Annotated in this window: 22 protein-coding genes; 13 read left to right on the top strand and 9 right to left on the bottom strand. The window is 59.5% G+C overall.

The features are described from left to right. From rplB to rpsQ, 7 genes are read left to right on the top strand one after another with little or no spacing between them, the layout of a single operon-like run. Positions 1-825, top strand: a complete 825-nt coding sequence (rplB, locus tag FDG13_RS02300) for a 50S ribosomal protein L2 (RefSeq protein WP_180125174.1) — start codon at positions 1-3, stop codon at positions 823-825. Positions 826-835: 10 nt separating this feature from the next. Then, positions 836-1,114 carry a 30S ribosomal protein S19 gene (gene rpsS / locus FDG13_RS02295; RefSeq protein WP_180125173.1) on the top strand — a complete coding sequence of 93 codons (279 nt, stop codon included), beginning with the start codon at positions 836-838 and terminating at the stop codon, positions 1,112-1,114. A 10-nt stretch (positions 1,115-1,124) separates the two neighbouring features. Next, positions 1,125-1,454, top strand: coding sequence for a 50S ribosomal protein L22 (rplV, locus tag FDG13_RS02290; protein WP_075585605.1), 330 nt, complete (start codon positions 1,125-1,127; stop codon positions 1,452-1,454). Positions 1,455-1,470: 16 nt separating this feature from the next. After that, the gene (rpsC, locus tag FDG13_RS02285) at positions 1,471-2,355 is read left to right on the top strand and encodes a 30S ribosomal protein S3 (RefSeq protein WP_180125172.1); all 885 of its coding nucleotides are present in this window, start codon (positions 1,471-1,473) and stop codon (positions 2,353-2,355) included. A gap of 2 nt (positions 2,356-2,357) precedes the next feature. Further along, positions 2,358-2,774, top strand: coding sequence for a 50S ribosomal protein L16 (rplP, locus tag FDG13_RS02280; protein WP_078364573.1), 417 nt, complete (start codon positions 2,358-2,360; stop codon positions 2,772-2,774). A 15-nt stretch (positions 2,775-2,789) separates the two neighbouring features. Further along, a complete protein-coding gene (rpmC, locus tag FDG13_RS02275) occupies positions 2,790-2,996 on the top strand; it encodes a 50S ribosomal protein L29 (protein ID WP_078364572.1) in 207 nt (68 codons plus the stop codon). A 10-nt stretch (positions 2,997-3,006) separates the two neighbouring features. Beyond that, positions 3,007-3,276, top strand: a complete 270-nt coding sequence (gene rpsQ, locus FDG13_RS02270; protein ID WP_078364571.1) for a 30S ribosomal protein S17 — start codon at positions 3,007-3,009, stop codon at positions 3,274-3,276. A gap of 134 nt (positions 3,277-3,410) precedes the next feature. Here rpsQ and FDG13_RS02265 read toward each other — a convergent pair whose 3' ends face one another. Further along, positions 3,411-4,079 carry a cytochrome b/b6 domain-containing protein gene (locus tag FDG13_RS02265; RefSeq protein WP_180125171.1) on the bottom strand — a complete coding sequence of 223 codons (669 nt, stop codon included), beginning with the start codon at positions 4,077-4,079 and terminating at the stop codon, positions 3,411-3,413. 85 nt (positions 4,080-4,164) lie between these two features. Here FDG13_RS02265 and FDG13_RS02260 point away from each other — a divergent pair, with 85 nt between their 5' ends. The 5 genes from FDG13_RS02260 (at position 4,165) to ptsP (ending at position 8,006) form a co-directional block, all read left to right on the top strand. Continuing rightward, the gene (locus FDG13_RS02260; RefSeq protein ID WP_180125170.1) at positions 4,165-4,617 is read left to right on the top strand and encodes a cytochrome c; all 453 of its coding nucleotides are present in this window, start codon (positions 4,165-4,167) and stop codon (positions 4,615-4,617) included. Positions 4,618-4,709: 92 nt separating this feature from the next. Beyond that, positions 4,710-5,411, top strand: a complete 702-nt coding sequence (locus FDG13_RS02255) for a DUF4197 domain-containing protein (protein ID WP_180125169.1) — start codon at positions 4,710-4,712, stop codon at positions 5,409-5,411. A gap of 111 nt (positions 5,412-5,522) precedes the next feature. Then, positions 5,523-5,969: a PTS sugar transporter subunit IIA gene (locus FDG13_RS02250; protein ID WP_078364567.1), complete on the top strand. Its 447-nt coding sequence runs from the start codon at positions 5,523-5,525 to the stop codon at positions 5,967-5,969. Then, on the top strand, positions 5,938-6,207 hold the full coding sequence (locus tag FDG13_RS02245) for an HPr family phosphocarrier protein (protein WP_180125168.1): 270 nt from the start codon (positions 5,938-5,940) through the stop codon (positions 6,205-6,207). Before FDG13_RS02250 ends, FDG13_RS02245 begins: the two co-directional genes overlap by 32 nt. 20 nt (positions 6,208-6,227) lie before the next feature. Continuing rightward, complete coding sequence (gene ptsP / locus FDG13_RS02240; RefSeq protein WP_180125167.1) at positions 6,228-8,006, top strand: phosphoenolpyruvate--protein phosphotransferase; 1,779 nt, start codon at positions 6,228-6,230, stop codon at positions 8,004-8,006. Positions 8,007-8,009: 3 nt separating this feature from the next. Here the strand turns inward: ptsP and FDG13_RS02235 are convergent, their stop codons facing one another. The 8 genes from FDG13_RS02235 to FDG13_RS02200 form a co-directional block, all read right to left on the bottom strand. Next, positions 8,010-8,735, bottom strand: coding sequence for an LrgB family protein (locus FDG13_RS02235; RefSeq protein WP_180125166.1), 726 nt, complete (start codon positions 8,733-8,735; stop codon positions 8,010-8,012). Further along, positions 8,728-9,075, bottom strand: coding sequence for a CidA/LrgA family protein (locus tag FDG13_RS02230; protein ID WP_180125165.1), 348 nt, complete (start codon positions 9,073-9,075; stop codon positions 8,728-8,730). Before FDG13_RS02230 ends, FDG13_RS02235 begins: the two co-directional genes overlap by 8 nt. 9 nt (positions 9,076-9,084) lie before the next feature. Next, positions 9,085-10,587, bottom strand: coding sequence for an FAD-linked oxidase C-terminal domain-containing protein (locus FDG13_RS02225; protein ID WP_180125164.1), 1,503 nt, complete (start codon positions 10,585-10,587; stop codon positions 9,085-9,087). A gap of 163 nt (positions 10,588-10,750) precedes the next feature. Next, on the bottom strand, positions 10,751-11,638 hold the full coding sequence (locus FDG13_RS02220) for a LysR substrate-binding domain-containing protein (protein ID WP_180125163.1): 888 nt from the start codon (positions 11,636-11,638) through the stop codon (positions 10,751-10,753). Between the two features lie 52 nt (positions 11,639-11,690). Further along, positions 11,691-12,914, bottom strand: a complete 1,224-nt coding sequence (locus FDG13_RS02215) for a two-component system response regulator (RefSeq protein WP_180125162.1) — start codon at positions 12,912-12,914, stop codon at positions 11,691-11,693. A gap of 15 nt (positions 12,915-12,929) precedes the next feature. Next, positions 12,930-17,408, bottom strand: coding sequence for a response regulator (locus tag FDG13_RS02210; protein ID WP_180125161.1), 4,479 nt, complete (start codon positions 17,406-17,408; stop codon positions 12,930-12,932). Between the two features lie 30 nt (positions 17,409-17,438). Further along, positions 17,439-17,969, bottom strand: a complete 531-nt coding sequence (locus tag FDG13_RS02205; protein ID WP_255435032.1) for a molybdopterin-dependent oxidoreductase — start codon at positions 17,967-17,969, stop codon at positions 17,439-17,441. 114 nt (positions 17,970-18,083) lie between these two features. Continuing rightward, positions 18,084-19,568: a carboxypeptidase M32 gene (locus tag FDG13_RS02200; RefSeq protein WP_180125160.1), complete on the bottom strand. Its 1,485-nt coding sequence runs from the start codon at positions 19,566-19,568 to the stop codon at positions 18,084-18,086. Positions 19,569-19,699: 131 nt separating this feature from the next. Between FDG13_RS02200 and asd the strand changes: the two genes are divergently transcribed. Then, positions 19,700-20,563, top strand: coding sequence for an archaetidylserine decarboxylase (gene asd, locus FDG13_RS02195; RefSeq protein ID WP_180125159.1), 864 nt, complete (start codon positions 19,700-19,702; stop codon positions 20,561-20,563). Positions 20,564-20,652 lie beyond the last annotated feature (89 nt).

Raw genomic sequence — 20,652 nt, 5'->3', positions numbered from 1 at the left:
ATGGCTGTTATCAAAATGAAACCCACTTCTCCAGGCCGTCGTGGCGTGGTGAAGATTTCGCGTGACCACCTGCACAAAGGTGCGCCGCACGCAGCTTTGTTGGAGCCTCAGTTCCAACACGCTGGACGCAACAACAATGGTCATATCACGACCCGTCACAAGGGTGGTGGGCACAAGCATCATTACCGCGTTGTTGACTTCTTGCGTAACAAGGATGGCATTGCAGCCAAGGTTGAGCGTATTGAGTACGATCCAAACCGCTCTGCGCACATCGCTTTGGTGTGTTATGCCGACGGTGAGCGCAAGTACATCATCGCGCCGCGTGGTCTGGAAGTTGGTGCATCCATCATGAGTGGCGCAGAAGCTCCAATTCGTGTAGGTAACACCTTGCCTATTCGGAATATTCCGGTGGGTTCGGTTGTTCACTGTATTGAGCTGCAAGTTGGCAAAGGTGCCCAGGTTGTTCGTTCCGCAGGTGCTTCGGCTACTTTGCTGGCGCGCGAAGGCACCTATGCTCAGGTTCGTATGCGTTCCGGTGAGGTTCGCAAGATCCACATTGAATGCCGTGCTACTTTGGGCCAGGTCGCCAATGAAGAGCATAGCCTGCGTCAACTCGGTAAAGCTGGCGTTAAACGCTGGATGGGTATTCGCCCGACCGTTCGCGGTGTGGTGATGAATCCTGTGGATCACCCGCATGGTGGCGGTGAAGGTAAGACCGGCGAGGGCCGTCATCCAGTGGATCCTTGGGGTAATCTGACCAAGGGCTACCGTACCCGAAACAACAAGCGCACGCAGGTCATGATCGTGTCGCGTCGCAAGAAGTAAGGGGTAGGTAATGACTCGTTCTCTCAAAAAAGGTCCATTCGTTGACCATCATCTGGTAGCTAAAACCGAAAAAGCGGTCGCTACGAAAGACAAAAAGCCGATCAAGACCTGGTCGCGCCGTTCAATGGTTCTGCCCGATTTCATCGGCTTGACCATTGCTGTGCACAATGGCAAGCAGCACGTGCCTGTGTATATCACTGACCAAATGGTCGGCCACAAGTTGGGTGAGTTCGCTCTGACCCGGACTTTCAAGGGCCACCCTGCGGACAAAAAAGTCCAAAAGAAATAAGGAGGCGACCATGGAAACACGTGCAACCCTTCGTGGCGTCCGTTTGTCGGTAGACAAAGGTCGTCTGGTCGCGGACTTGATTCGCGGCAAAAAGGTGGACCAGGCTCTGAACATTTTGCAGTTCACGCAGAAAAAAGCTGCTGTGATCATTAAGAAGGTTCTGGAATCTGCCATCGCCAACGCTGAACACAACGACGGCGCCGATATTGACGAGTTGAAGGTGAAAACCATCTACGTCGAGCAAGGTGCTTCGCTCAGGCGCTTCACGGCCCGCGCAAAAGGCCGTGGCAACCAAATCAGAAAACCCACGTGCCATGTGTACGTGACGGTTGGTAACTGAAAGAGGCCAGGAAGTTATGGGACAAAAAATCCATCCAACCGGCTTTCGGCTGTCGGTTAGCCGCAACTGGTCATCTCGCTGGTACGCCAATGACCGCGATTTCGCGGGCATGCTGGCTGAAGATATCAAGGTGCGCGAGTACCTGAAAGCCAAACTCAAGAACGCCTCTGTTTCTCGCGTTCTGATCGAGCGTCCTGCGAAGAACGCCCGCATCACCATCTTCTCGGCACGCCCGGGTGTGGTGATTGGTAAAAAAGGGGAGGACATTGAAAACCTGAAGCGCGACCTCGGTCGTCAATTGGGTGTGCCAGTGGCGGTCAACATCGAAGAAGTGCGCAAGCCTGAAATCGATGCCAAGCTGATTGCTGATTCGATCACACAACAGCTCGAAAAACGCATCATGTTCCGTCGGGCCATGAAGCGCGCCATGCAAAACGCCATGCGTCTGGGTGCCTTGGGCATCAAGATCATGTCGTCTGGCCGTCTGAATGGTATTGAAATCGCTCGTTGCGAGTGGTATCGCGAAGGTCGCGTGCCACTTCACACACTGCGAGCCGATATCGACTACGGCACATCAGAGGCGAAGACCACTTACGGCATCATTGGTGTCAAGGTGTGGGTCTACAAGGGTGATACCTTGGGTCGCAACGATTTGCCGGCAGTGGAACAGCGCACCGAAGAAGAACGTCGTCCTCGTGGCCCGCGTCGCGATGACCGTCGTCCTGGTGCAGACCGTCCAGCATCTCGTGGTGCACGTCGTCCGCTTGGTGGCAACAACGCACCTGCCGATGGCAGTGACAAACCCGCTGAGGCCACTGGTGCCGACGCCAACAAACCCGCCGTTCAGCGCGTCCGCAAGGTAGCCGCGCCAGCTGCAGCAGCTGACGGTAAAGGAGAATAACTATGTTGCAACCCGCTCGTCGCAAGTACCGCAAAGAGCAAAAAGGCCGTAACACCGGTATTGCGACCCGAGGCAGTTCGGTCGCATTTGGTGACTTTGGTCTGAAATGTACTGATCGTGGCCGTTTGACAGCGCGTCAGATTGAAGCCGCCCGTCGTGCCATTTCTCGTCACGTGAAACGTGGCGGCCGCATCTGGATTCGGGTGTTTCCTGACAAACCAATTTCCCAGAAGCCTGCTGAAGTGCGTATGGGTAACGGTAAAGGTAACCCCGAGTACTACGTGGCTGAAATTCAGCCTGGCAAGATCGTTTTTGAAATTGTCGGTGTGACAGAAGAGTTGGCTCGTGAAGCGTTTCGTTTGGCTGCGGCCAAGCTGCCTTTGCGCACCACTTTTGTGGCCCGCATGATCGGTCAGTAATCAGGAGCAAATGATATGAAAACGACTGAATTACGCCAAAAAGATGTTGCCGGTTTGAAAGCGGAAGTCAAAGAGCTGCAAAAAGCGCACTTTGGTCTTCGTATGCAAAAGGCCACGCAACAACTTACCAACACAGCCACGATCCGCACTGCGCGCCGTGACATTGCCCGCGCCAAGACCATTTTGGTTGAGAAGCTGGCTGCTGACACATCCGCCAAATAAGGAGCGATAAATGACGGAAGCTAAAACATCCCTCAAACGCACCTTGATTGGCAAGGTCGTTAGCGACAAACGTGCCAAGACAGTGACCGTTCTGATTGAACGCCGCGTAAAGCACGAGCTGTATGGCAAGATTGTTGGCAAGTCCAGCAAATACCACGCTCACGATGAAAAAGGTGAGTTCAAGTTGGGCGATACGATTGAGATCACCGAAAGTCGGCCGATTTCAAAGACCAAGAACTGGGTTGCAACCCGCTTGGTGCAAAAAGCCGCTATTGTTTAAATAGCTTGTAGACGCCAACCATAGGCGTTCATTCTCAAAAAAAGGTCCACATTGTGGGCCTTTTTTTATGGACAAAATTTTTTCTAAGATTGAGCGCTGGCTGCCCTGCAAGGGTGCTTGTTGCGAGTCTTTTTTTATGTCAACCAGCGCGTGAATCCCCAGACAGAGATGACACAAACTGCCAAGACCAGTGTTGCTTTGATCCGGCTTCGGGTATGGTCTTCGGAGCTCACTACGTTGTTATCCAAGGTCTTATCACCTGTAATCATGGGGCTGACTAGATTCTCCCGCTTCTTCAGGAAATACAGGCCAATCACCAGCACATGCAGTGTGACCAGTGCGATCAAGATGAGTTTGCCTATTTCGGCGTGGTAATAGGTGGCGTTGGCAACCCAGGTTGACGACACAAATGCCACCAGCGGTCCAGTGGCCGAGATTTCGTCGTCGCTGAACAAACCAGATGCCACTTGCAGTGCCAGAAAGCCCAGTAAAGCAAACACGGACAGTGCGCCCAAAGGGTTATGTCCGACGCCTAGCGGGTCTTTGTGACCCTTTATGTATGCCAAGATCTGAGCCGGGCGGTACAGGAAGGTGCTGAAACGTGACCAATGCCCGCCCACGAAGCCCCAGATCAGCCTGAACAACAGCAAGGTGAAAACGGTGTAACCGATTCTGAAGTGCCAGTCCATCGCCGCTCCGCCGATTTGTGCGGTGATCACCGCCGCGACTACACACACGGTCAGCGCCCAGTGGAATAAACGGGTGGGTGCATCCCATACACGAACTACAAATTTCTTGGACATCTCAGCAATCCTTGTCGACGCGATTCAGCTAGGAAAACCCTAGAATGAAGATGGTCAGATTTAGTTTAACTCTTGGAGCAATGGGATGAAAAAGCTACGTACTTTTGTTCTGGCAGCGGTCGCTGCTTGTGTATTGGCCCCGGCCTCGGCACAGTTCGCCAAGGTGGAAGACGCTATCAAATACCGCCAGAGTTCTCTGTTTGTTATGCAGCAAAACTTTGGCCGTGTTGCGGGTATGGCTGCTGGGAAAATCCCATTTGACGCCAAGGTCGCTGCTGACAGTGCTGCTGTGGCTGACTTCATGGCCAAATTGCCCTGGGCAGGCTTTGGTCCTGGCATGGACAAAGGCGAGAGCAAGGCCAAACCTGAGATCTGGGCCAACAAAGGAAAATTTGATGACTATGCCAACAAGCTGCAGACTGAAATGGCCAAACTCAGCGTGGCAGCCAAATCTGGCAACCTGGACAGCATCAAGGCAGCTGTGAATGCCACGGGTGGCACCTGCAAGTCGTGCCACGACGATTTCAGAAACAAGTGATTTACTTCCAGGGCACAGCCTGCTGTCCGGATGGGGTTGATGGCGGAGATGGCCTGCGGCCATCTTTCGCCCCTTTTTGCGAGCTTGAGCCTATGAAACGCCGTCACTTCAGCCGCCTCACTGTTGCATACGCTGCCTTGTTGTGTGCACTTCCCACGGCCAGCCACGGCGTGACCCTGAACGATGTGAGCCGTGCACAAGCGACGCAGGGCGTGAAGGCCGCGCTAGAGAACGGGGTTCGTTTTGCCATCGACTCCCTGGGGCGTAACAACGGATTTTTGGGTAATGACAAGGTCCGCATTCTTTTGCCTGGGTACCTGGAAGACGCCGCTGGATTGTTACGCCGATTGGGGCAGGGTGCGAGGCTGGATGAACTCTCTGCAGCCATGAACCACGCGGCAGAAGCCGCCGTGCCGCTGGCTCGTGATGTGTTGGTCGGGGCTGTCAAGTCGATAAGTGTTCAAGATGCCAAAAATATTCTGCTGGGTGGCGAGACATCGGTGACGCAGTTTTTTGCCGACAAGACCAGGGTCCAATTGGGCGACAAGTTTCTGCCGATGGTCAAGAAAACCACCCAGCAGGTCAGACTGGCCGACAAATACAACCGCATTGCCAGCCAAGCCGCCAGTTTCGGTTTGCTCAAAGGGGAAGAGGTCAGTCTGGAGCGGTATGTGACAGGTAAAACGCTGGATGGTCTCTATTTCATGATCGGGGAAGAAGAGAAGAAAATCCGGCAAGATCCCGTTGGCACCGGCAGCGCCGTGTTGCAGAGGGTTTTTGGTGCGATGAAATAGCCCTGTGCAGCCCACCCAGACACACCTGCGACAACGCCATAATCACACCCATACTGTTACAAGCAGGATCCACCTCGCACATCGCTGCACATCCGGCGCCTCTTTCATCTTATGAACAACGGTATCTTCATCATTGCCCATGCACCCCTGGCGAGTGCCTTGCGTCAATGTGTGTTGCATGTGTTTCCAGACGCAGCGACATCGCTGGCTGTGTTTGATGTCCAGCCCAACATGCCCACGGATGAGACACTGGCTGCGGCGCGGATGACACTCTCGCTGCTCAACACACCGAGCACCCTGATCCTGACCGACCTGTTTGGTGCCACGCCTTGCAACATCGCTCAAAAAATGGCAGATGGTGTGAACTCCAAGCTCATCACCGGCGTCAATTTGCCCATGTTGTTGCGGGCCGTGACCTACCGACAGGAAGCCATGGATGCCTTGGTGGCGCGGGTTTTGGCTGGCGGGACACAAGGTGTGATGCAGGTTGCCGTGACCGCACCTCAGAATCAAAAACGAAGACCACATGATCAAAACGACCACGACTATCAGCAATAAACTGGGTTTACATGCCCGAGCCTCGGCCAAACTGACCAAGCTGGCAGGCAGCTTCCCGTGTGAAGTCTGGATGTCACGCGGTGACCGCCGTGTCAACGCAAAAAGCATCATGGGTGTCATGATGCTGGCGGCCGGTCTAGGGGTGGAGGTTGACGTTGAAACCAGCGGGGAACGTGAGCAAGAGGCCATGGACGCGCTGTTGGCCCTGATCAATGACAAATTCGGCGAAGGTGAATAAATGACCCAGGTGTCCCACCTATGACGTTTGCCATCCATGGATTGCCAGTCGCACGGGGCATCGCCATCGGGCGTGCGGTGCTGGTTGCCTCGAGCCGACTGGACGTCGCCCATTACTTCATCGAACCAACGCAGGTCGCTGCCGAAATCAACCGGGTACGTGATGGTCGTGATGCGGTGATTGCGGAAATCCACCGGTTGCAGACCAGCATTGGTCAAATGGGGCCCAAGGACACACCACACGAACTGGCGGCTCTGCTGGAAGTGCACCTGATGCTGCTGCAGGACGAGCAGCTGACACAAGGTGTCAAACACTGGATCAAAGACCGGCTCTACAACGCCGAATGGGCGCTGACCAGCCAGCTGGAGGTGGTGGGCCGCCAATTTGACGAGATGGAGGACGAGTACCTGCGTGAGCGCAAGTCCGACCTGGAGCAGATCACCGAGCGTATCTTGCGCGCCATGCGGGGTATTTCCTCTCCGTTGATCCAGCCGCTCGGGCGTGGTGGGCGCAAAGCCTCGCAGCAAGACCTGCTGCTGGACGACACGGTGGATGTGCCGTTGATCCTGGTGGCGCATGACCTGTCACCTGCCGACATGCTGCAGTTCAAGCAGAGCATTTTTGCCGGATTCATCACCGATGTGGGTGGCAAAACCTCACACACCGCGATTGTGGCGCGCAGTCTGGACATACCGGCGGTGGTGGGCGCACGTTTGTCGAGCCAGTTGATCCGCCAGGACGACTGGGTCATCGTGGACGGGGATGCCGGTGTGGCGGTGATTGACCCTTCGCCCATCATCTTGGCGGAATATGGTTTTAAACAGCGCCAGGGTGAACTGGCCCGCGGGCGCCTGGCTCGTTTGCGGCACACCCCAGCTGTCACGCTGGATGGCCAGAAAGTGGAGCTGCTGGCCAATATCGAGATGCCCGACGACGCGGCTGCGGCCGTTCAGGCCGGGGCAATGGGGGTTGGCCTGTTTCGCAGTGAATTCCTGTTCATGGGCCGCCACGGCAAGTTGCCCAACGAAGATGAACAGTACCAGGCCTACCGGCGTGCCATCGAAGGCATGCAAGGCCTGCCGGTCACCATCCGCACGGTGGACATTGGTGCCGACAAACCGCTGGACGACACCGCGCGCGACATCGGCCACCTCAATCCGGCGCTGGGTTTGCGCGCCATCCGTTGGAGCCTGTCCGAGCCTGCCATGTTCCTGACCCAGCTGCGCGCCATCTTGCGTGCAGCAGTGCATGGTCCGGTGCATTTGCTGATTCCGATGCTGGTGCACGCCAGCGAAATCCGCCAGACCATGTCCTTGATCGACCATGCCCGGGTGCAGCTGGACAACCGGGGTGTGAGTTATGGCAGCGTGAAAATTGGCGCCATGATCGAGATCCCGGCCGCCGCCTTGACGCTCAAGGTGTTTCTGAAGTACTTTGACTTCTTGTCCATCGGCACCAACGATTTGATCCAGTACACCTTGGCGATCGACCGTGCCGACGAGTCGGTGGCACATCTCTACGACCCCTTGCATCCAGCCGTGTTGCGGCTGGTGGCCAGCACAATCGAAGAGGGGCGGTTGCAGGGCAAGACGGTGAGCGTCTGTGGCGAAATGGCCGGTGACACCAGCCTGACCAAGCTACTGCTGGGTTTTGGCTTGCGCAGTTTTTCGATGCATCCGGCGCAGATTCTGGCGGTCAAGCAAGAGGTGTTGCGTGCCGACACCAGCAAGCTCACCCCTTGGGCGCAAGCAATTCTGGCGGATGACGAACCCGCCCGGCGCCTCAACCAGCGCGTCTGAGGTTCAAAACAGCCAGAACAACAGCGGTATCAACAGGGACGCCAGCACTGCCTGCAAGCCCAGCGCCAGTCCGGCATAAGCGCCGGCATCGGCGTTGACCTGCAAGGCGCGAGCGGCGCCAATGCCGTGTGCTGCCGTTCCCAAGGCAAAGCCCTGCGACATCCAACCGTGTGCGGTGGGCGGCACCTTGAGCCAGCTCAGCAGCGCCTTGCCACTGAGGGCGCCGACCATGCCGGTGATCACGGTAAACACCGCCGCCAGCGCCGGAATGCCGCCGATCTTGTCGGCAATGCCCATGGCCACTGGCGAGGTCACCGACTTGGGCGCGAGTGAAAGCACCACATCATGGGGCAGACCCAGCGCCCAGCCCAAAGCCAGTGCTGAGCTGCTGGCCGCCGCACCACCTACCAAGGCCGCCAGCAACAGCGCCCGCCAGCGTAGCAGCAGCTCGGTGCGGCGCTCCCACAGCGGCCAGGCCAGCGCCACCACGGCCGGGCCCAGCAGGAAATGGATGAACTGCGCGCCCGAGAAGTAGGTCTGGTAGTCCTCCCCGGTCAGGGTCAGCAGGCAGGCCAGCACAATCACCGACCACAACACTGGGTTAGCCCACGCCGCCTGGTCCAGGCGAGCATAGACCGCTTGGGTCAGCACGTAGACCACCAGTGTGGCGGTCAAGCCAAACAGCGGTGTGGCTGAGAGATAAACCCAGAGTTCCACAAACTTAGGCATCGCTGGCACTCCGGACATATCGCAAGACCAACGTGGTGGCTGCCAGGCCGATCCAGGTCGACAACACAATCACCACCAGCATGCGCACCCCAAACTGAGCCAGTAGCCCCAGATGGGTCATCACCCCCACCCCCACCGGCACAAACAGCAGGGATAAGTGGGACAACAAAAAACCGGCGCAGCTGGCTACCGGCAAACGTACTGCTGGCCAGCGCAGGGCCAGCAGCAACAGCAACATGCCGATCACCGGCCCGGGGATCGGCAGTGACAGTCCGCGGGACAACAGTTCCCCCAGCGATTGCATGGCCAGAAGCCATGCTAGCCCTTGTATTGCTTGCATAGTTTGCTATTAAAAACGTGAGATAGTGGGGTGGCTGAGTTGGCCGTTGCGCACCAGCATCTTGCCGTACTCGGCGCAGCGTTGCAGGGTCGGGATGACCTTGCCGGGGTTGAGCAGGCCGGGCGGGTCAAACGCACGTTTGACACCAAACATCTGCTCGTTTTCTTCCGCGCTGAACTGCACACACATGCTGTTGAGTTTTTCGACACCCACGCCGTGCTCCCCGGTCACCGTGCCACCCATGGCGACGCTGGTTTCCAGAATCTCGGCGCCAAATAGCTCACAACGTTTCAGCTGATCGGGGTCGTTGGCGTCAAACATGATGAGTGGGTGCAGGTTGCCGTCACCGGCATGGAAGACGTTGGCACAGCGCAGGCCGTAGCGCTTTTCCATCTCCTGGATCGCCAGCAGCAGATCGGCCAGTCGTTTGCGCGGGATGGTGCTGTCCATACACATGTAGTCGGGGCTGATGCGCCCGCTGGCCGGAAAGGCGTTTTTGCGCCCGCTCCAAAAGCGCAGGCGCTCCGCCTCGTCACGGCTGACCGCAATCGCGGTGGCGCCGCAGCCGCGCAACACATCACTCATGCGGCCAATGTCTTCCTCAACTTCTTCGGGGGTGCCGTCGCTCTCACACAGCAAAATCGCCTCGGCTGTCAGGTCATAACCGGCGTGCACAAAGTCTTCGACCGCAGCGGTCATGGGTTTGTCCATCATCTCCAACCCGGCCGGGATGATGCCTGCGCCAATCAGGCTAGCGACCGCGTCACCGGCTTTGCGCATGTCGTCAAAACTGGCCATGATGCAGCGCGCCAACTGCGGTTTGGGGATGAGTTTGACGGTGACTTCGGTCACCACCGCGAGCATGCCCTCGGAGCCAATCACCACACTGAGCAGGTCCAGACCGGGGTTGTCCAGCGCGTCGGAACCCAGGGTGAGTTCTTCGCCAGCGACGGTGAAACCCTTGACTTTGAGCACGTTGTGCAGCGTCAGACCGTATTTCAGGCAGTGCACACCGCCCGAGTTTTCCGCCACATTGCCACCGATGGTGCAGGCGATCTGGCTCGACGGGTCGGGCGCGTAATACAGGCCCAGCCCCGCCACCGCTTCGCTGATGGCCAGGTTGCGCACACCGCACTGCACGGTGGCGGTGCGGGCCTTGGGGTCGATCTTGAGGATCTTGTTGAACTTGGCCAGCGACAGCGTCACGCCCAGCGCATGGGGCAAGGCGCCGCCGGACAGACCCGTGCCCGCACCACGCGCCACCACCGGCACGCCCAGGCGGTGGCAGGTGCGCAGCACGGCTTGCACCTGAGCCTCGTTCTCGGGCAGGGCGACCACCAGCGGGCGCTGGCGGTAGGCGGTCAGGCCATCACATTCGTAGGGGGTGGTGTCTTCGACCTGCCAGAGCAAGGCGTGTGGTGGCAAATCAGCTTGTAGCCCTTTGACAACCTGGGCTTGTTGCTCTGATCTTTGTAGTGGTGTGGTGTTGATGGCAGCAACGGGACTGTTCATGGCGGTGCTTTGGCGGAGCTGTGTGGTCAGGGTGTGACTCTAAACCCTTGTGCGCGCCTGGGGTGTGATGATTTTTGCAACAGCGCTTGAAATAAAAACACTCTGACAAACATAGCTGTTACCCCTTTATATATAAGGGCTGGAGGCACTTTTTGCATCCAACTCAGGCCGGGCTGGTTTTTAACCATTCGGCAAAGGCGGCGCATTCCCAACGGTCCATCATGCCGGTGCGCCAGCACAAGTAATGCGCGTGGGGGCTGGGCACGTTGGCGCTGAACACGCTGCTGTGGCCCAGGCGCACCAAGGAGCCGTTGTCGAGCCAGGGTTGCGCCAGTTTCAGGCGGATCAGGCCGATGCCCATGCCAGCGGCGGCGCCGTCACACATCAGGCCGATGTCGTTGAACTGCGAGCCGTCCACCGGCTCAGGCCAGTCCAGGCCATTCGCTGCAAACCAGGTGCGCCAGGGCTCCAGCGGGCTGCGCAGCAGGGTTTCACCTGCCAGGTCTTGCGCCACCTCGAACGGCCCGTGTTCACGCACATAGGCCGGGGACGCCAGCGGGGTGACATCGTCCTTGGTCAGGCAGGTGTATTCCATGTCGGCATACCGGCCAGCGCCAAAACGAATTGTCAGGTCGGCGTCTTCGGCCACCACGTCTAGCAGCGGGATCGAGACCTGCAGCGTCAGGTCAATCTCGGGGTAGGCCTCGGTGAACTGGCGCAGGCGCGGGATCAGGATTGAGCGGGCAAAAGTGGGCGTCACCGCCAGGCGCAGCTTGCGTTTGCCCGGTGCCATGGCCGAGCTTGGAAAACGCTGCAGCATCGCCAGCCCTTCGCGCACATGCGCCAGGTACTCCACGCCTTCGATGGTCAGCGAAAAATCGGCGCGGCCAAACAGCTTGGTGCCAATGATCTGCTCGAGCTGTTTGACACGGTGGCTCACCGCACTGGGGGTGACACACAGCTCCTCGGCGGTCTGGGTCACACTGCGCAGGCGCGCCAGCGCCTCAAAGGTCAGCAGGCATTGGACAGGGGGAATGCGGGCGGCAGACATGCCAGCATTGTGGCAGGCGCCGCGTTAGCCAGGCTGCGCCACAGAGCTGCGGTCAGCTCGATGCGCTGGCAGAGGCCAAGCTGAGGTAGATCGACTTCTTGTGCATGTCGATGTCGGAATCGGCAAACCGCAAGGCAATGGCCTGGAATTCGCCCTGGATGCTCAGAAAGCAGTCCACCAGGTCAGGGTCGAAGTGTTTGCCCCGCCCTTGCTCGATGATCTCGACCGCGCGCTCATGCGGCATACCTTCCTTGTACACGCGGCGGCTGATCAAGGCGTCATACACATCGGCCACGGCCATCAGGCGCGCCGAGATCGGAATGGCGTCCCCCTGCAAACCGGCCGGGTAACCGCTGCCGTCCCATTTTTCCTGGTGGAACAGGGCGATGTCCTTGGCCATGGTGAGGAACTCGACCCGGGTGCCGAGCGAGGCCTCGGCGTGGGCGATGGCATCCCGCCCCAGGGTGGTATGGGTTTTCATGATTTCGAACTCTTCGGGCGTGAAACGGCCGGGTTTGAGCAGGATGCGGTCCGGGATGCCGACCTTGCCAATGTCGTGCAAGGGGGCCGACTTGAACAACATCTGGATGTTGTGGTCGGTCAGAAAGTGGGCAAAACGCGGGTGGGTTTTGAGGTTTTCAGCCAGGGCCTTGACATAGTTCTGGGTGCGCCGGATGTGGTTGCCGGTCTCGGAGTCACGGGTTTCGGCGAGTGAGGCCATGGCCAGAATGGTCACGTCTTGAATCGCGGTGACTTCTTCGGTGCGTCGGGCCACCTCGTGCTCCAGAAACGCATTCTTGTCGTGCAGGAAGTCGTTTTTTTCCCTCAGGTAGTCGTTTTTCTCCAGCAAAAAGTCGTTTCTTTCACGCAGGAAATCGGTGCGTGCCTTGAGCGAGAGTTGCGCCGCCACCCGCGCCAGCACGATGGGCGGGTTGATGGGTTTGGTGATGTAGTCGACCGCGCCGAGGGCTAGGCCCTTTTGTTCGTCCTCCATGTCCGAGCGGGCGGTCAGGAAGATGATCGGGATGTCGCGGGTGGCCGTCTGGGCCTTGAGCTGGCGGCAGACTTCGTAGCCGTCGATGTCGGGCATCATGATGTCGAGCAGGATCAGGTCTGGCGGCTGGTCTGAGAACGCAATCTTGAGCGCCCGCTCACCATGGTTGGCGGCCCGCACCTGGTAGCTGTCTTTCAACAGGGTGGACATCAGCGTCAGGTTTTCGGGGGTGTCATCCACCACCAGAATGGTGGATTTTCCCGTGTGGACAGATTTGTTCATGGTCATCGGTTGTTGTCAAAGAGAGAGTTTGGCCTGAGTGGCAGATGTCAGGACTCGCAGGGCTTCTTCAAAGTCGAAATCTTCCACGGCGGTTCTGATGGTGTGATAACTGGCCCCCAATGTCGCTTGGAGCAAAGGGGCGTGGTCCCGCAGCAGCTCCATCGCTTGCGGGTCATCGTAAGCCAGAAGGGCTTGCAGCTGTTGGCAAATCACCTGGCCTTGTGCCGGGTCCACCACGATGCTCGCGGGCAGGGCGGCTGGCTCAGGCAGGTGGGCATGGATCTGGCTCAGAAGTTCTGTCAATAGGTTTGCTGCAGGGGCCAGCAGGCTGTGCACGGTGGTCTGCGGCGCTTTGTCGCGAACAGCGGTTTCCACCTTCTCCATGGCGACCTGCAGGGCGCTGGCGCCAATGTTGCCAGCCAGTCCTTTGAGGGTGTGCGCCAGCCGTTCGGCGGCGGTGGTGTCACCGGCCTCAAGCGCCTGCTCAATCGGCAGCAGGCCAGCTTGCTGGCCACGCACAAAGCGGCGCAGCAGGCTCAGGTACAAAGGTTTTTTGCCCATGGTATGGCGCAGCCCCAGGCGCAGGTCCAGACCGGGAATCTGTGGCGGCATCTCTTCGTCCTGCGTGGTGGGTGTCCAGGTCTGGCGCTGCTGGGTCACCGACTGGCCCAGGCCCTCGCGTGGGCGAATCCAGCGCAGCAGCGCCCGCCACAGATCCAGTGGCTCAATCGGCTTGGTGACAAAGTCGTTCATGCCCGCAGCCAGGCAGCGCTGGCGGTCGTCTTCCATGGCATTGGCCGTCATCGCCACCACGGGCAGATCGGCGTGGCTAGGGTTTTTTCGGATCTCGAGGGTGGCCTGCAGGCCGTCCATCACCGGCATCTGCATGTCCATCAGGACCAGGTCATACGGGCTGCCGACTTGCTGCATCTGGGCCAGCATGGTCAGGGCGATCTGGCCGTCGCCGGCCAGGTCCACCGCAAAACCGGCATCACCGAGCAACTCCAAGGCAATCTGCTGGTTCAGTTCGTTGTCCTCCACCACCAGGAGGCGTGCGCCGCGCAGTGGAGCGAGTTGGGCATCCAGGGCGGCACTGTCGTGGGCCGCAGGCGTCAACCCGGCTTGGTTGGTGTTGTGACCCAACAGACGCAGCATGGTGTCAAACAACAGCGAGGCACCCACCGGTTTGACCAGGATGTCATCAATGCCAACGTCGTGGGCGCTGCGGATGACTTCTTCGCGGCCATACGCTGTCACGATCACCAAGTGTGGCAGGGTGGCCAAACCCAGGTTCTGGATGCGGCGGGCGGTTTCCACCCCGTCCATGCCGGGCATCTGCCAGTCGAGCAAAACAAAGTCAAAGCCTTGTTGATGGCTGGCCTCTTGTGTGATGTATTCGATGGCGGCAGCACCACTCAGGACGGTCTCGACCACAAAACCAAATGAGCCCAGCAGATCACTCAGCACATGGGCTGCGTGTTCGTTGTCGTCCACCACCAGGATGCGTCGGCGCTGCAGGTCCAGCCGCGACAAATGCAGGCGCGGCTTGGCCTCTCCCAGACCCAGACGGGCGGTGAACCAGAAGGTGGAGCCCACGCCAGGTGTGCTGTCCACCCCCACGGTGCCACCCATCAGCTCGGCCAGGTTTTTGCTGATGGCCAGGCCCAGGCCGGTGCCGCCATATTTGCGGGTGGTGGAGCTGTCGGCCTGCTGGAAGCTTTGGAACAGGCGACCGATCTGCTCCTGGGTCAGGCCTATGCCGGTGTCTCGCACCTCAAAGCGCAGCAAGCCGGGCGTGGATGCCCCGTCTGCCAGACGCACCACGATGCTGATGTCGCCTTGCTCGGTGAATTTGATCGCGTTGTTGGCGTAGTTGATTAGCACCTGCCCCAGGCGCAGCGGGTCACCGATCAGGTTCTGGGGCACGTCGGGCGCGACCTCGCAAATGATTTCCAGACCTTTGGCACTGGCCCGATCCACGATGACGGTGGCCACGTTCTGCAAGACCTTGTCCAGCTCGAACGGGATCTGTTCCACCGTCAGCATGCCAGCCTCGACCTTGGAGAAGTCCAGGATGTCGTTGATGATGCCCAGCAGTTGCTGGCCCGCTTGCTGGATTTTGCTGACGTAGTCGTGCTGGCGTGGTGTCAGCTCGGTTTTCAGGGCCAGGTGCGACATGCCGATGATGGCGTTCATCGGGGTGCGGATTTCGTGGCTCATGTTGGCCAGGAAGTTGCCCTTGGCCAGACTGGCGGCGTCGGCCGCCTCTTTGGCGCGTTGTAATTCCTGGGCCGCTAGTTTCTTGGGGGTGATGTCTTCAAAAACCCAGACGCAACCCCAGTCCGGGTGTGCCATGTCCAGGGCCCGACCATGGACGCTGGCCCAGAACAGGCTGCCATCACGGTGCCGGTACTGCGCCTCATAAAACGCCAGCTCACCCTGTTCAATCGCGGCATAGGCCAACTGGCCGATCTGCTCAAAGGCGCTGGAGTCGCTGTAGAGAACTTCGGTAGATTGCCCCAACAGGGCGCCCGGGGCATAACCAAACATGGTCTCCATGGCGCTGTTGCAGCGTTTGATCTGGCGTTGGATTGTGAGCAGCACACCCAGGCTGACGGCCTCAAAAATCACCTTCTGTTCCTGGGCGGCTTCGGTGATGGCACGTTCGGCTGCCTTTTGCTCGGCCATGTCGACAAAGGTGCCCACCAATCCGGCCGGTGTGCCGTCTGCATCTGCAAAACCGGCCACAAAATACAGGGTCTCGTGCAGGCGGCCATCGGCAAACGGGATCAACATTTCGCGCTGCACCCGGCTGCATTGGGCAATGGTGGCTTCATCTTCGGCCTGGTAGGTGGCGCGGTCTGCTTGCGGCAGGTAGTCCAGATCCAACACGCGTTTACCCAGCAGGCTGTCGCGCTGGATGCCCATGTATTCCTCATAGGCACGGTTGACCCCCAAAAAGCGGGTGTCGGCCCCTTTGTAAAACACCGGGTAGGGGATGGTGTCGATCAGTGCACTCTGGAACCTGGCCTGGTTGGCCAGCTGGGACGCCATCTGTTGGCGCTCGCTGATGTCCTCCACCACCCAGATCGTGGCGCGGTCAAAGCCGCGGACAGTCACCCGGCGACCAGCCAGCCGGGCATGGAACGGCGTGCCGTCAAAGCGGTGGTAAACACCTTCTTCGACCACACGATGGCCCGCATTGAGTTGTGGCACTGCGCGGGCGTTAAAAGCATCTTGTGCCTCGCGGCTGCCAAACAGGAAGGCCGCACTGTGGTTGATCAGGTCGACGGGCGGGGCACCAACCATGCCCGCAAAACCGGTGTTGATTTGCCGGATCAGACCGTCGGCAGAAAACACCAGGCCCGAGGGGATGTTGTCAAACAGGACAGTTTGCTGTGCCAGCACCTCCTGCACTTTGTCGTCACGTTGTTTGAGGGCATCAATGCTCTGGATGAAGCCGGTCCAGAGGATGCTGCCATCGTCCTGTCGCTTGGGGGAGGCCGCCAAGTTGACCCAGTGCCACTGATCGGGTGCGTGCTGGATGCGCAGATCCTGGCTGCAGGGTGCCAAGGTGTCGGCCGAGGCGTCAATGCAGCGCTTGAGTGCACGCATGTCCTCTGGGTGACCCCGGCGGATGAACACGCTGACGTCGTCGAGCATGGCCTGTGCGGTCTCACCCCACAGTGCCTCAATCTGATGGCTCAGGTAGGTCAAAACCAGGTGGCCCGCCGGGTCGCGGCGCGCCCTGAAAATGGCCAGGGGCAGGGCCTCGGTGATTTCGTGCAACTCGTCCTGGACCACCCGAAGTGCTGCGTCTTTCTCCTGGCGTGCAGTCAGACTGGCCAGTGCCATCTGACCCTGCAGGTTCAGCGCCTGTGCCGCGATACGGCGACGGTGCTGGCGCAGCATCGCCAGCGCAAACAACAACGTGAGCACACACAAAAAAGCCGTCAAGGCCGCAGACACCTGCAGCTGTGTCTTGATCTCCTTGGTGCGGGCATCCACCAACAAGGCCGAGGTCTGGCCGGCACGGATCGACAACTCCCGGATCGGTGTTTTGAGGGTGTCGAGCTCACGTCGCAGGGCGGGCAGCACTTTGGGTGTGTTGGCAGATGAGGCCGACAACATAGCGTCGGCATGTTGGACAAATTGCTGGATCAGGGTCTTGGCCTCGTCGAAGGAGGCCGCATCTCCGATCAGTTCACGCATGCCGGTGCCCTCCAGCGCATTGACCCGGCTGACGAAGATGTCAAAACGCAGCTGCAAGGTGTCGGCGGGCAGGTTTTGCGGGTCCAGCAGGCGCAGGTCCAGGGCGTTGCTGAAGCGCAGGTATTCACTTTCGAGTTGCAGGAAGGTCCACAGGGCTTCACGGTCGTTGCGCAGCATGACACGCTGCAGGCTGTCGGTCTGGCGCACCTGCAAGACCGCGATCGCGACATACAGCGTCGCCAGGCCCGCCACCAGGAGCAGCAGCAGCTTGTTGCGTTTCATCCGTGCGCTGCCCATGGTGCTTGTGCTGCGTCAGTGGATGTGCAGGCGGTTCACTTGCCACGCCGAGCGGTTGTAATACACCTGGGTTCGCAGCTCGGCGACGGCATCAAACGGGTAAACCACAAACAAGGGTCCTTTGTCGCGCACGGCCATGGCTTGGCCATTCATCAGACGGGCCAGGATCACGTCGTACTTGAGGGCGTCCTCCAAGGGTATCTCGGTCTTGTAGTCGTTCAGTGCATACGCTGTGATGGTTTTGCCTTGGCCGCCCGCAGCACGTACCACATCGCGCAGCAGCGGGCCGGTGAATTCGGCGCCCGCCGGGTACCACGGCGACTTGGTGAACACGGTGTGTTGCGGCAATCGGCTCAGCATCGGCAGGCTGAACGTCGCTGTTTTGCCCTCGTTCACCCGGTTGATCTGACCGGAAAGGGTCAGCACCACCTTGTCACCCGGTTTCTCAAGTGCCTGGGCTCCGGACAGATCCACCATCAGACACATCAGTCCCAACACAGTCGCAATGGAACGGGTGAATTGTTTGAAGATCCGCAAGAGACTCATGGCCATCCCTATCGAAGTTTGTCGATGGAAGTGTATCGCTCACCCGTTCTGGATGCTGCTGGGTTGTTTTGCCGTTCCACCCCCGTTTGAGGGCGGCAGGACGGGCCTTGCGCGCTACAGATAACGCTGTTCCAGATGCGAGCGAAAGTGCTGTGGGTTGAGTTTTTCGCCGGTGGCTTGTTGTACCAGGTCCTGGGTGGGCCAGCGGCTGGCCTGTTGCCAGATGTGCTGTTGCAGCCAGTCAAAGATCGGAGACAGATCGCCTGTTGCTACCCGTGTGTCCAGGTCGGGGTGGGCGCGTCGGATGCACGCAAAAAACTGTGCGGCATACATGGCACCAAGCGTGTAGCTAGGGAAATAACCAAAGCTGCCGCTGGGCCAGTGGATGTCCTGCAGGCAACCGTCTTTGACATTGCCGCGTGTGTCCAGGCCGAGGTATTGCGCCATTTTCTGATCCCACTGTGCCGGAATGTCCTCGGGCGCCATCAGACCGTTGATCAGATCCCGCTCAATCTCATAACGCAGGATGACATGGGCCGGATAGGTCAGTTCGTCCGCGTCCACCCGGATCAAGCCTGGCTGCACCCTCGTATAGAGGCGAGCCAGGTTGTCGGCTTCGAAGGCGGCCTGGTGGCCCAGGTGCTGGGCAATGCGTGGTGCGATGTGTTGCAGAAACGCGGCACTGCGGCCCAGTTGCATTTCGAACAGCAAACTCTGACTCTCGTGAATGCCCATCGAGCGCGCCCGACCGACCGGCAGATGGCGGGTGTCTGCGGGCAGATTTTGCTCGTAACGCGCGTGGCCGGTTTCGTGCACGACGCCCATCATGCTGCGCATGAAATCGGCCTCGGTGTAGCGGGTGGTGATGCGTACATCCTCGGGCACACCGCCGCAAAACGGGTGGGCGGACACATCCAGCCGCCCACCCTCAAAGTCAAAGCCGAGCAGCCCCATGAGATCGACCCCGAGCGCCCGCTGTTGTTCCACGGGGAAGGGGCCAACAGGTGCCAACACGGGCTCGCTGGCTTGTTTGGCCAACACCTGCTGCACCAAATCGGGCAACCAGGTTTTGACATCGTCAAACAATGTGTCGATGTCGGCGCTGCGGCTGCCAGGCTCGTACTTGTCCATCAGAGCATCAAAGGGGCTGATGCCTTGGGCCTGGGACAGGATCTGTGCTTCTTCCCGTGCGTTGCTCACCACCTCTCGGAAATTGTCCAGAAAGCCCGGCCAGTTGTTGTTCTGGCGCTGGTTGCGCCAGGCGTGTTCACAACGCGAGGTGGCCAGGCTCTGGGCTTGTACCAGTCGCTCGGGCAGCAATGTGCTCAAGGTCCAGTCGCGCCGCATTTCGTGCAGGTTGGCCTGCTGCAGGGCGTCCAGGGATTCTGTACTGGCGGCCTGCAGCAGGCCGGTCAAAGCGGCATCACTCAAAATCTGGTGCATGACCACCTGCAGCTCTGCCAGCGCCGCACCCCGGGCCGCATTGCCTTTGGTGGGCATCATCGCTGCCTGGTCCCAGCCGGCCAAGGCGCCCAGGTGGCCCAAGCGGTACAGGCGGGTGAAGGTGTCGGTCAGGGCGGTGTAGGCGGGGGTGTTCATGGTGGGGTCGTGCTCTGGTTGGGCGTTACGCAGGTGCGTCGGGCTTGTTGGCATTTTGGCATTGGGCTTGCCATCTGTCTGGCAGGCCGACCGATAGAATGCCTTTCCCCATTCACTCCCCACCTTGCCCCATGTCTGAACGTCTTGCCGTGCTTTCGCAGTACCTGTTGCCCAAGCAGGCCCTCACGGCTCTGGCGGGCAAGGTGGCCAGTTGGCAGGGCGGCTCGGCGACCACCGCGCTGATCGCCTGGTTTGTCAAACGTTACCGGGTCAACATGGCCGAGGCAGCGAACCCGGACATCGCCAGTTACGCCAGCTTCAACGACTTTTTCACCCGTGAATTACAAAGCGGCGCACGCCCGCTGGCGCAGGCCGAGCTGATTTGTCCGGTGGACGGCGCCATCAGCCAGTTTGGCCCGATCCAAGGTCAGCAGATTTTTCAGGCCAAAGGTCACAGCTACGGCTGTACCGCCCTGGTGGGCGGCGATGCCAGCCTGGCCGCCCAGTTCACGGATGGCCACTTTGCTACGCTGTACCTCAGTCCACGCGACTACCACCGCATCCACATGCCGTGTGACGGGGTGTTGCGCCGCATGATTTACGTGCCGGGCGACCTGTTTTCGGTCAACCCGGCGACGGCGCGTGGTGTGCCGGGCCTGTTTGCGCGCAACGAACGGGTTGTGTGTGTGTTTGATGGCCCGCATGGGCAGTTTGTGCTGGTGCTGGTGGGGGCTACCATTGTGGGCAGCATGGCCACCGTCTGGCATGGGGTGGTGAACGCCAGACGCAGTGGTCAGCTGACGCAGTGGAATTATGAAAATAATAGCATTTCCCTCAAGCAGGGAGAGGAGATGGGCCGGTTTTTGCTTGGTTCCACGGTGGTGATGTTGTTCCCCAAGGGGGCGCTGGCTTTCAACCCGGTCTGGCAGCCGGGCGGCGCCATCCGGCTGGGTGAGGTTATGGCCAGCACCACGCCGCCTACCCCCTTTGCCTGACATCTGACCGCAGCCCGGCGCGGCATCACTCCCTGTTGCTGCGTCAGCCGCTGCCGCTGTTCAGCACCATGCGGCTGTGAGGCCTTGTT

The sequence above is a fragment of the Rhodoferax sp. BLA1 genome, from assembly GCF_013416775.1.
Classification (GTDB): Bacteria; Pseudomonadota; Gammaproteobacteria; order Burkholderiales; family Burkholderiaceae_C; genus Rhodoferax.
Note: the sequence above shows the minus strand (reverse complement) of the source record. Positions and strands in the feature narration are given on the sequence as shown.

Excerpts from the sequence above, each read along its gene's own strand:
- rplB (WP_180125174.1), top strand. The coding sequence starts at position 1 with ATGGCTGTTATCAAAATGAAACCCACTTCTCCAGGCCGTCGTGGCGTG.
- rpsS (WP_180125173.1), top strand. The coding sequence starts at position 836 with ATGACTCGTTCTCTCAAAAAAGGTCCATTCGTTGACCATCATCTGGTA.
- rplV (WP_075585605.1), top strand. The coding sequence starts at position 1,125 with ATGGAAACACGTGCAACCCTTCGTGGCGTCCGTTTGTCGGTAGACAAA.
- rpsC (WP_180125172.1), top strand. The coding sequence starts at position 1,471 with ATGGGACAAAAAATCCATCCAACCGGCTTTCGGCTGTCGGTTAGCCGC.
- rplP (WP_078364573.1), top strand. The coding sequence starts at position 2,358 with ATGTTGCAACCCGCTCGTCGCAAGTACCGCAAAGAGCAAAAAGGCCGT.
- rpmC (WP_078364572.1), top strand. The coding sequence starts at position 2,790 with ATGAAAACGACTGAATTACGCCAAAAAGATGTTGCCGGTTTGAAAGCG.
- rpsQ (WP_078364571.1), top strand. The coding sequence starts at position 3,007 with ATGACGGAAGCTAAAACATCCCTCAAACGCACCTTGATTGGCAAGGTC.
- FDG13_RS02265 (WP_180125171.1), bottom strand. The coding sequence starts at position 4,079 with ATGTCCAAGAAATTTGTAGTTCGTGTATGGGATGCACCCACCCGTTTA.
- FDG13_RS02260 (WP_180125170.1), top strand. The coding sequence starts at position 4,165 with ATGAAAAAGCTACGTACTTTTGTTCTGGCAGCGGTCGCTGCTTGTGTA.
- FDG13_RS02255 (WP_180125169.1), top strand. The coding sequence starts at position 4,710 with ATGAAACGCCGTCACTTCAGCCGCCTCACTGTTGCATACGCTGCCTTG.
- FDG13_RS02250 (WP_078364567.1), top strand. The coding sequence starts at position 5,523 with ATGAACAACGGTATCTTCATCATTGCCCATGCACCCCTGGCGAGTGCC.
- FDG13_RS02245 (WP_180125168.1), top strand. The coding sequence starts at position 5,938 with ATGATCAAAACGACCACGACTATCAGCAATAAACTGGGTTTACATGCC.
- ptsP (WP_180125167.1), top strand. The coding sequence starts at position 6,228 with ATGACGTTTGCCATCCATGGATTGCCAGTCGCACGGGGCATCGCCATC.
- FDG13_RS02235 (WP_180125166.1), bottom strand. The coding sequence starts at position 8,735 with ATGCCTAAGTTTGTGGAACTCTGGGTTTATCTCTCAGCCACACCGCTG.
- FDG13_RS02230 (WP_180125165.1), bottom strand. The coding sequence starts at position 9,075 with ATGCAAGCAATACAAGGGCTAGCATGGCTTCTGGCCATGCAATCGCTG.
- FDG13_RS02225 (WP_180125164.1), bottom strand. The coding sequence starts at position 10,587 with ATGAACAGTCCCGTTGCTGCCATCAACACCACACCACTACAAAGATCA.
- FDG13_RS02220 (WP_180125163.1), bottom strand. The coding sequence starts at position 11,638 with ATGTCTGCCGCCCGCATTCCCCCTGTCCAATGCCTGCTGACCTTTGAG.
- FDG13_RS02215 (WP_180125162.1), bottom strand. The coding sequence starts at position 12,914 with ATGAACAAATCTGTCCACACGGGAAAATCCACCATTCTGGTGGTGGAT.
- FDG13_RS02210 (WP_180125161.1), bottom strand. The coding sequence starts at position 17,408 with ATGAAACGCAACAAGCTGCTGCTGCTCCTGGTGGCGGGCCTGGCGACG.
- FDG13_RS02205 (WP_255435032.1), bottom strand. The coding sequence starts at position 17,969 with ATGAGTCTCTTGCGGATCTTCAAACAATTCACCCGTTCCATTGCGACT.
- FDG13_RS02200 (WP_180125160.1), bottom strand. The coding sequence starts at position 19,568 with ATGAACACCCCCGCCTACACCGCCCTGACCGACACCTTCACCCGCCTG.
- asd (WP_180125159.1), top strand. The coding sequence starts at position 19,700 with ATGTCTGAACGTCTTGCCGTGCTTTCGCAGTACCTGTTGCCCAAGCAG.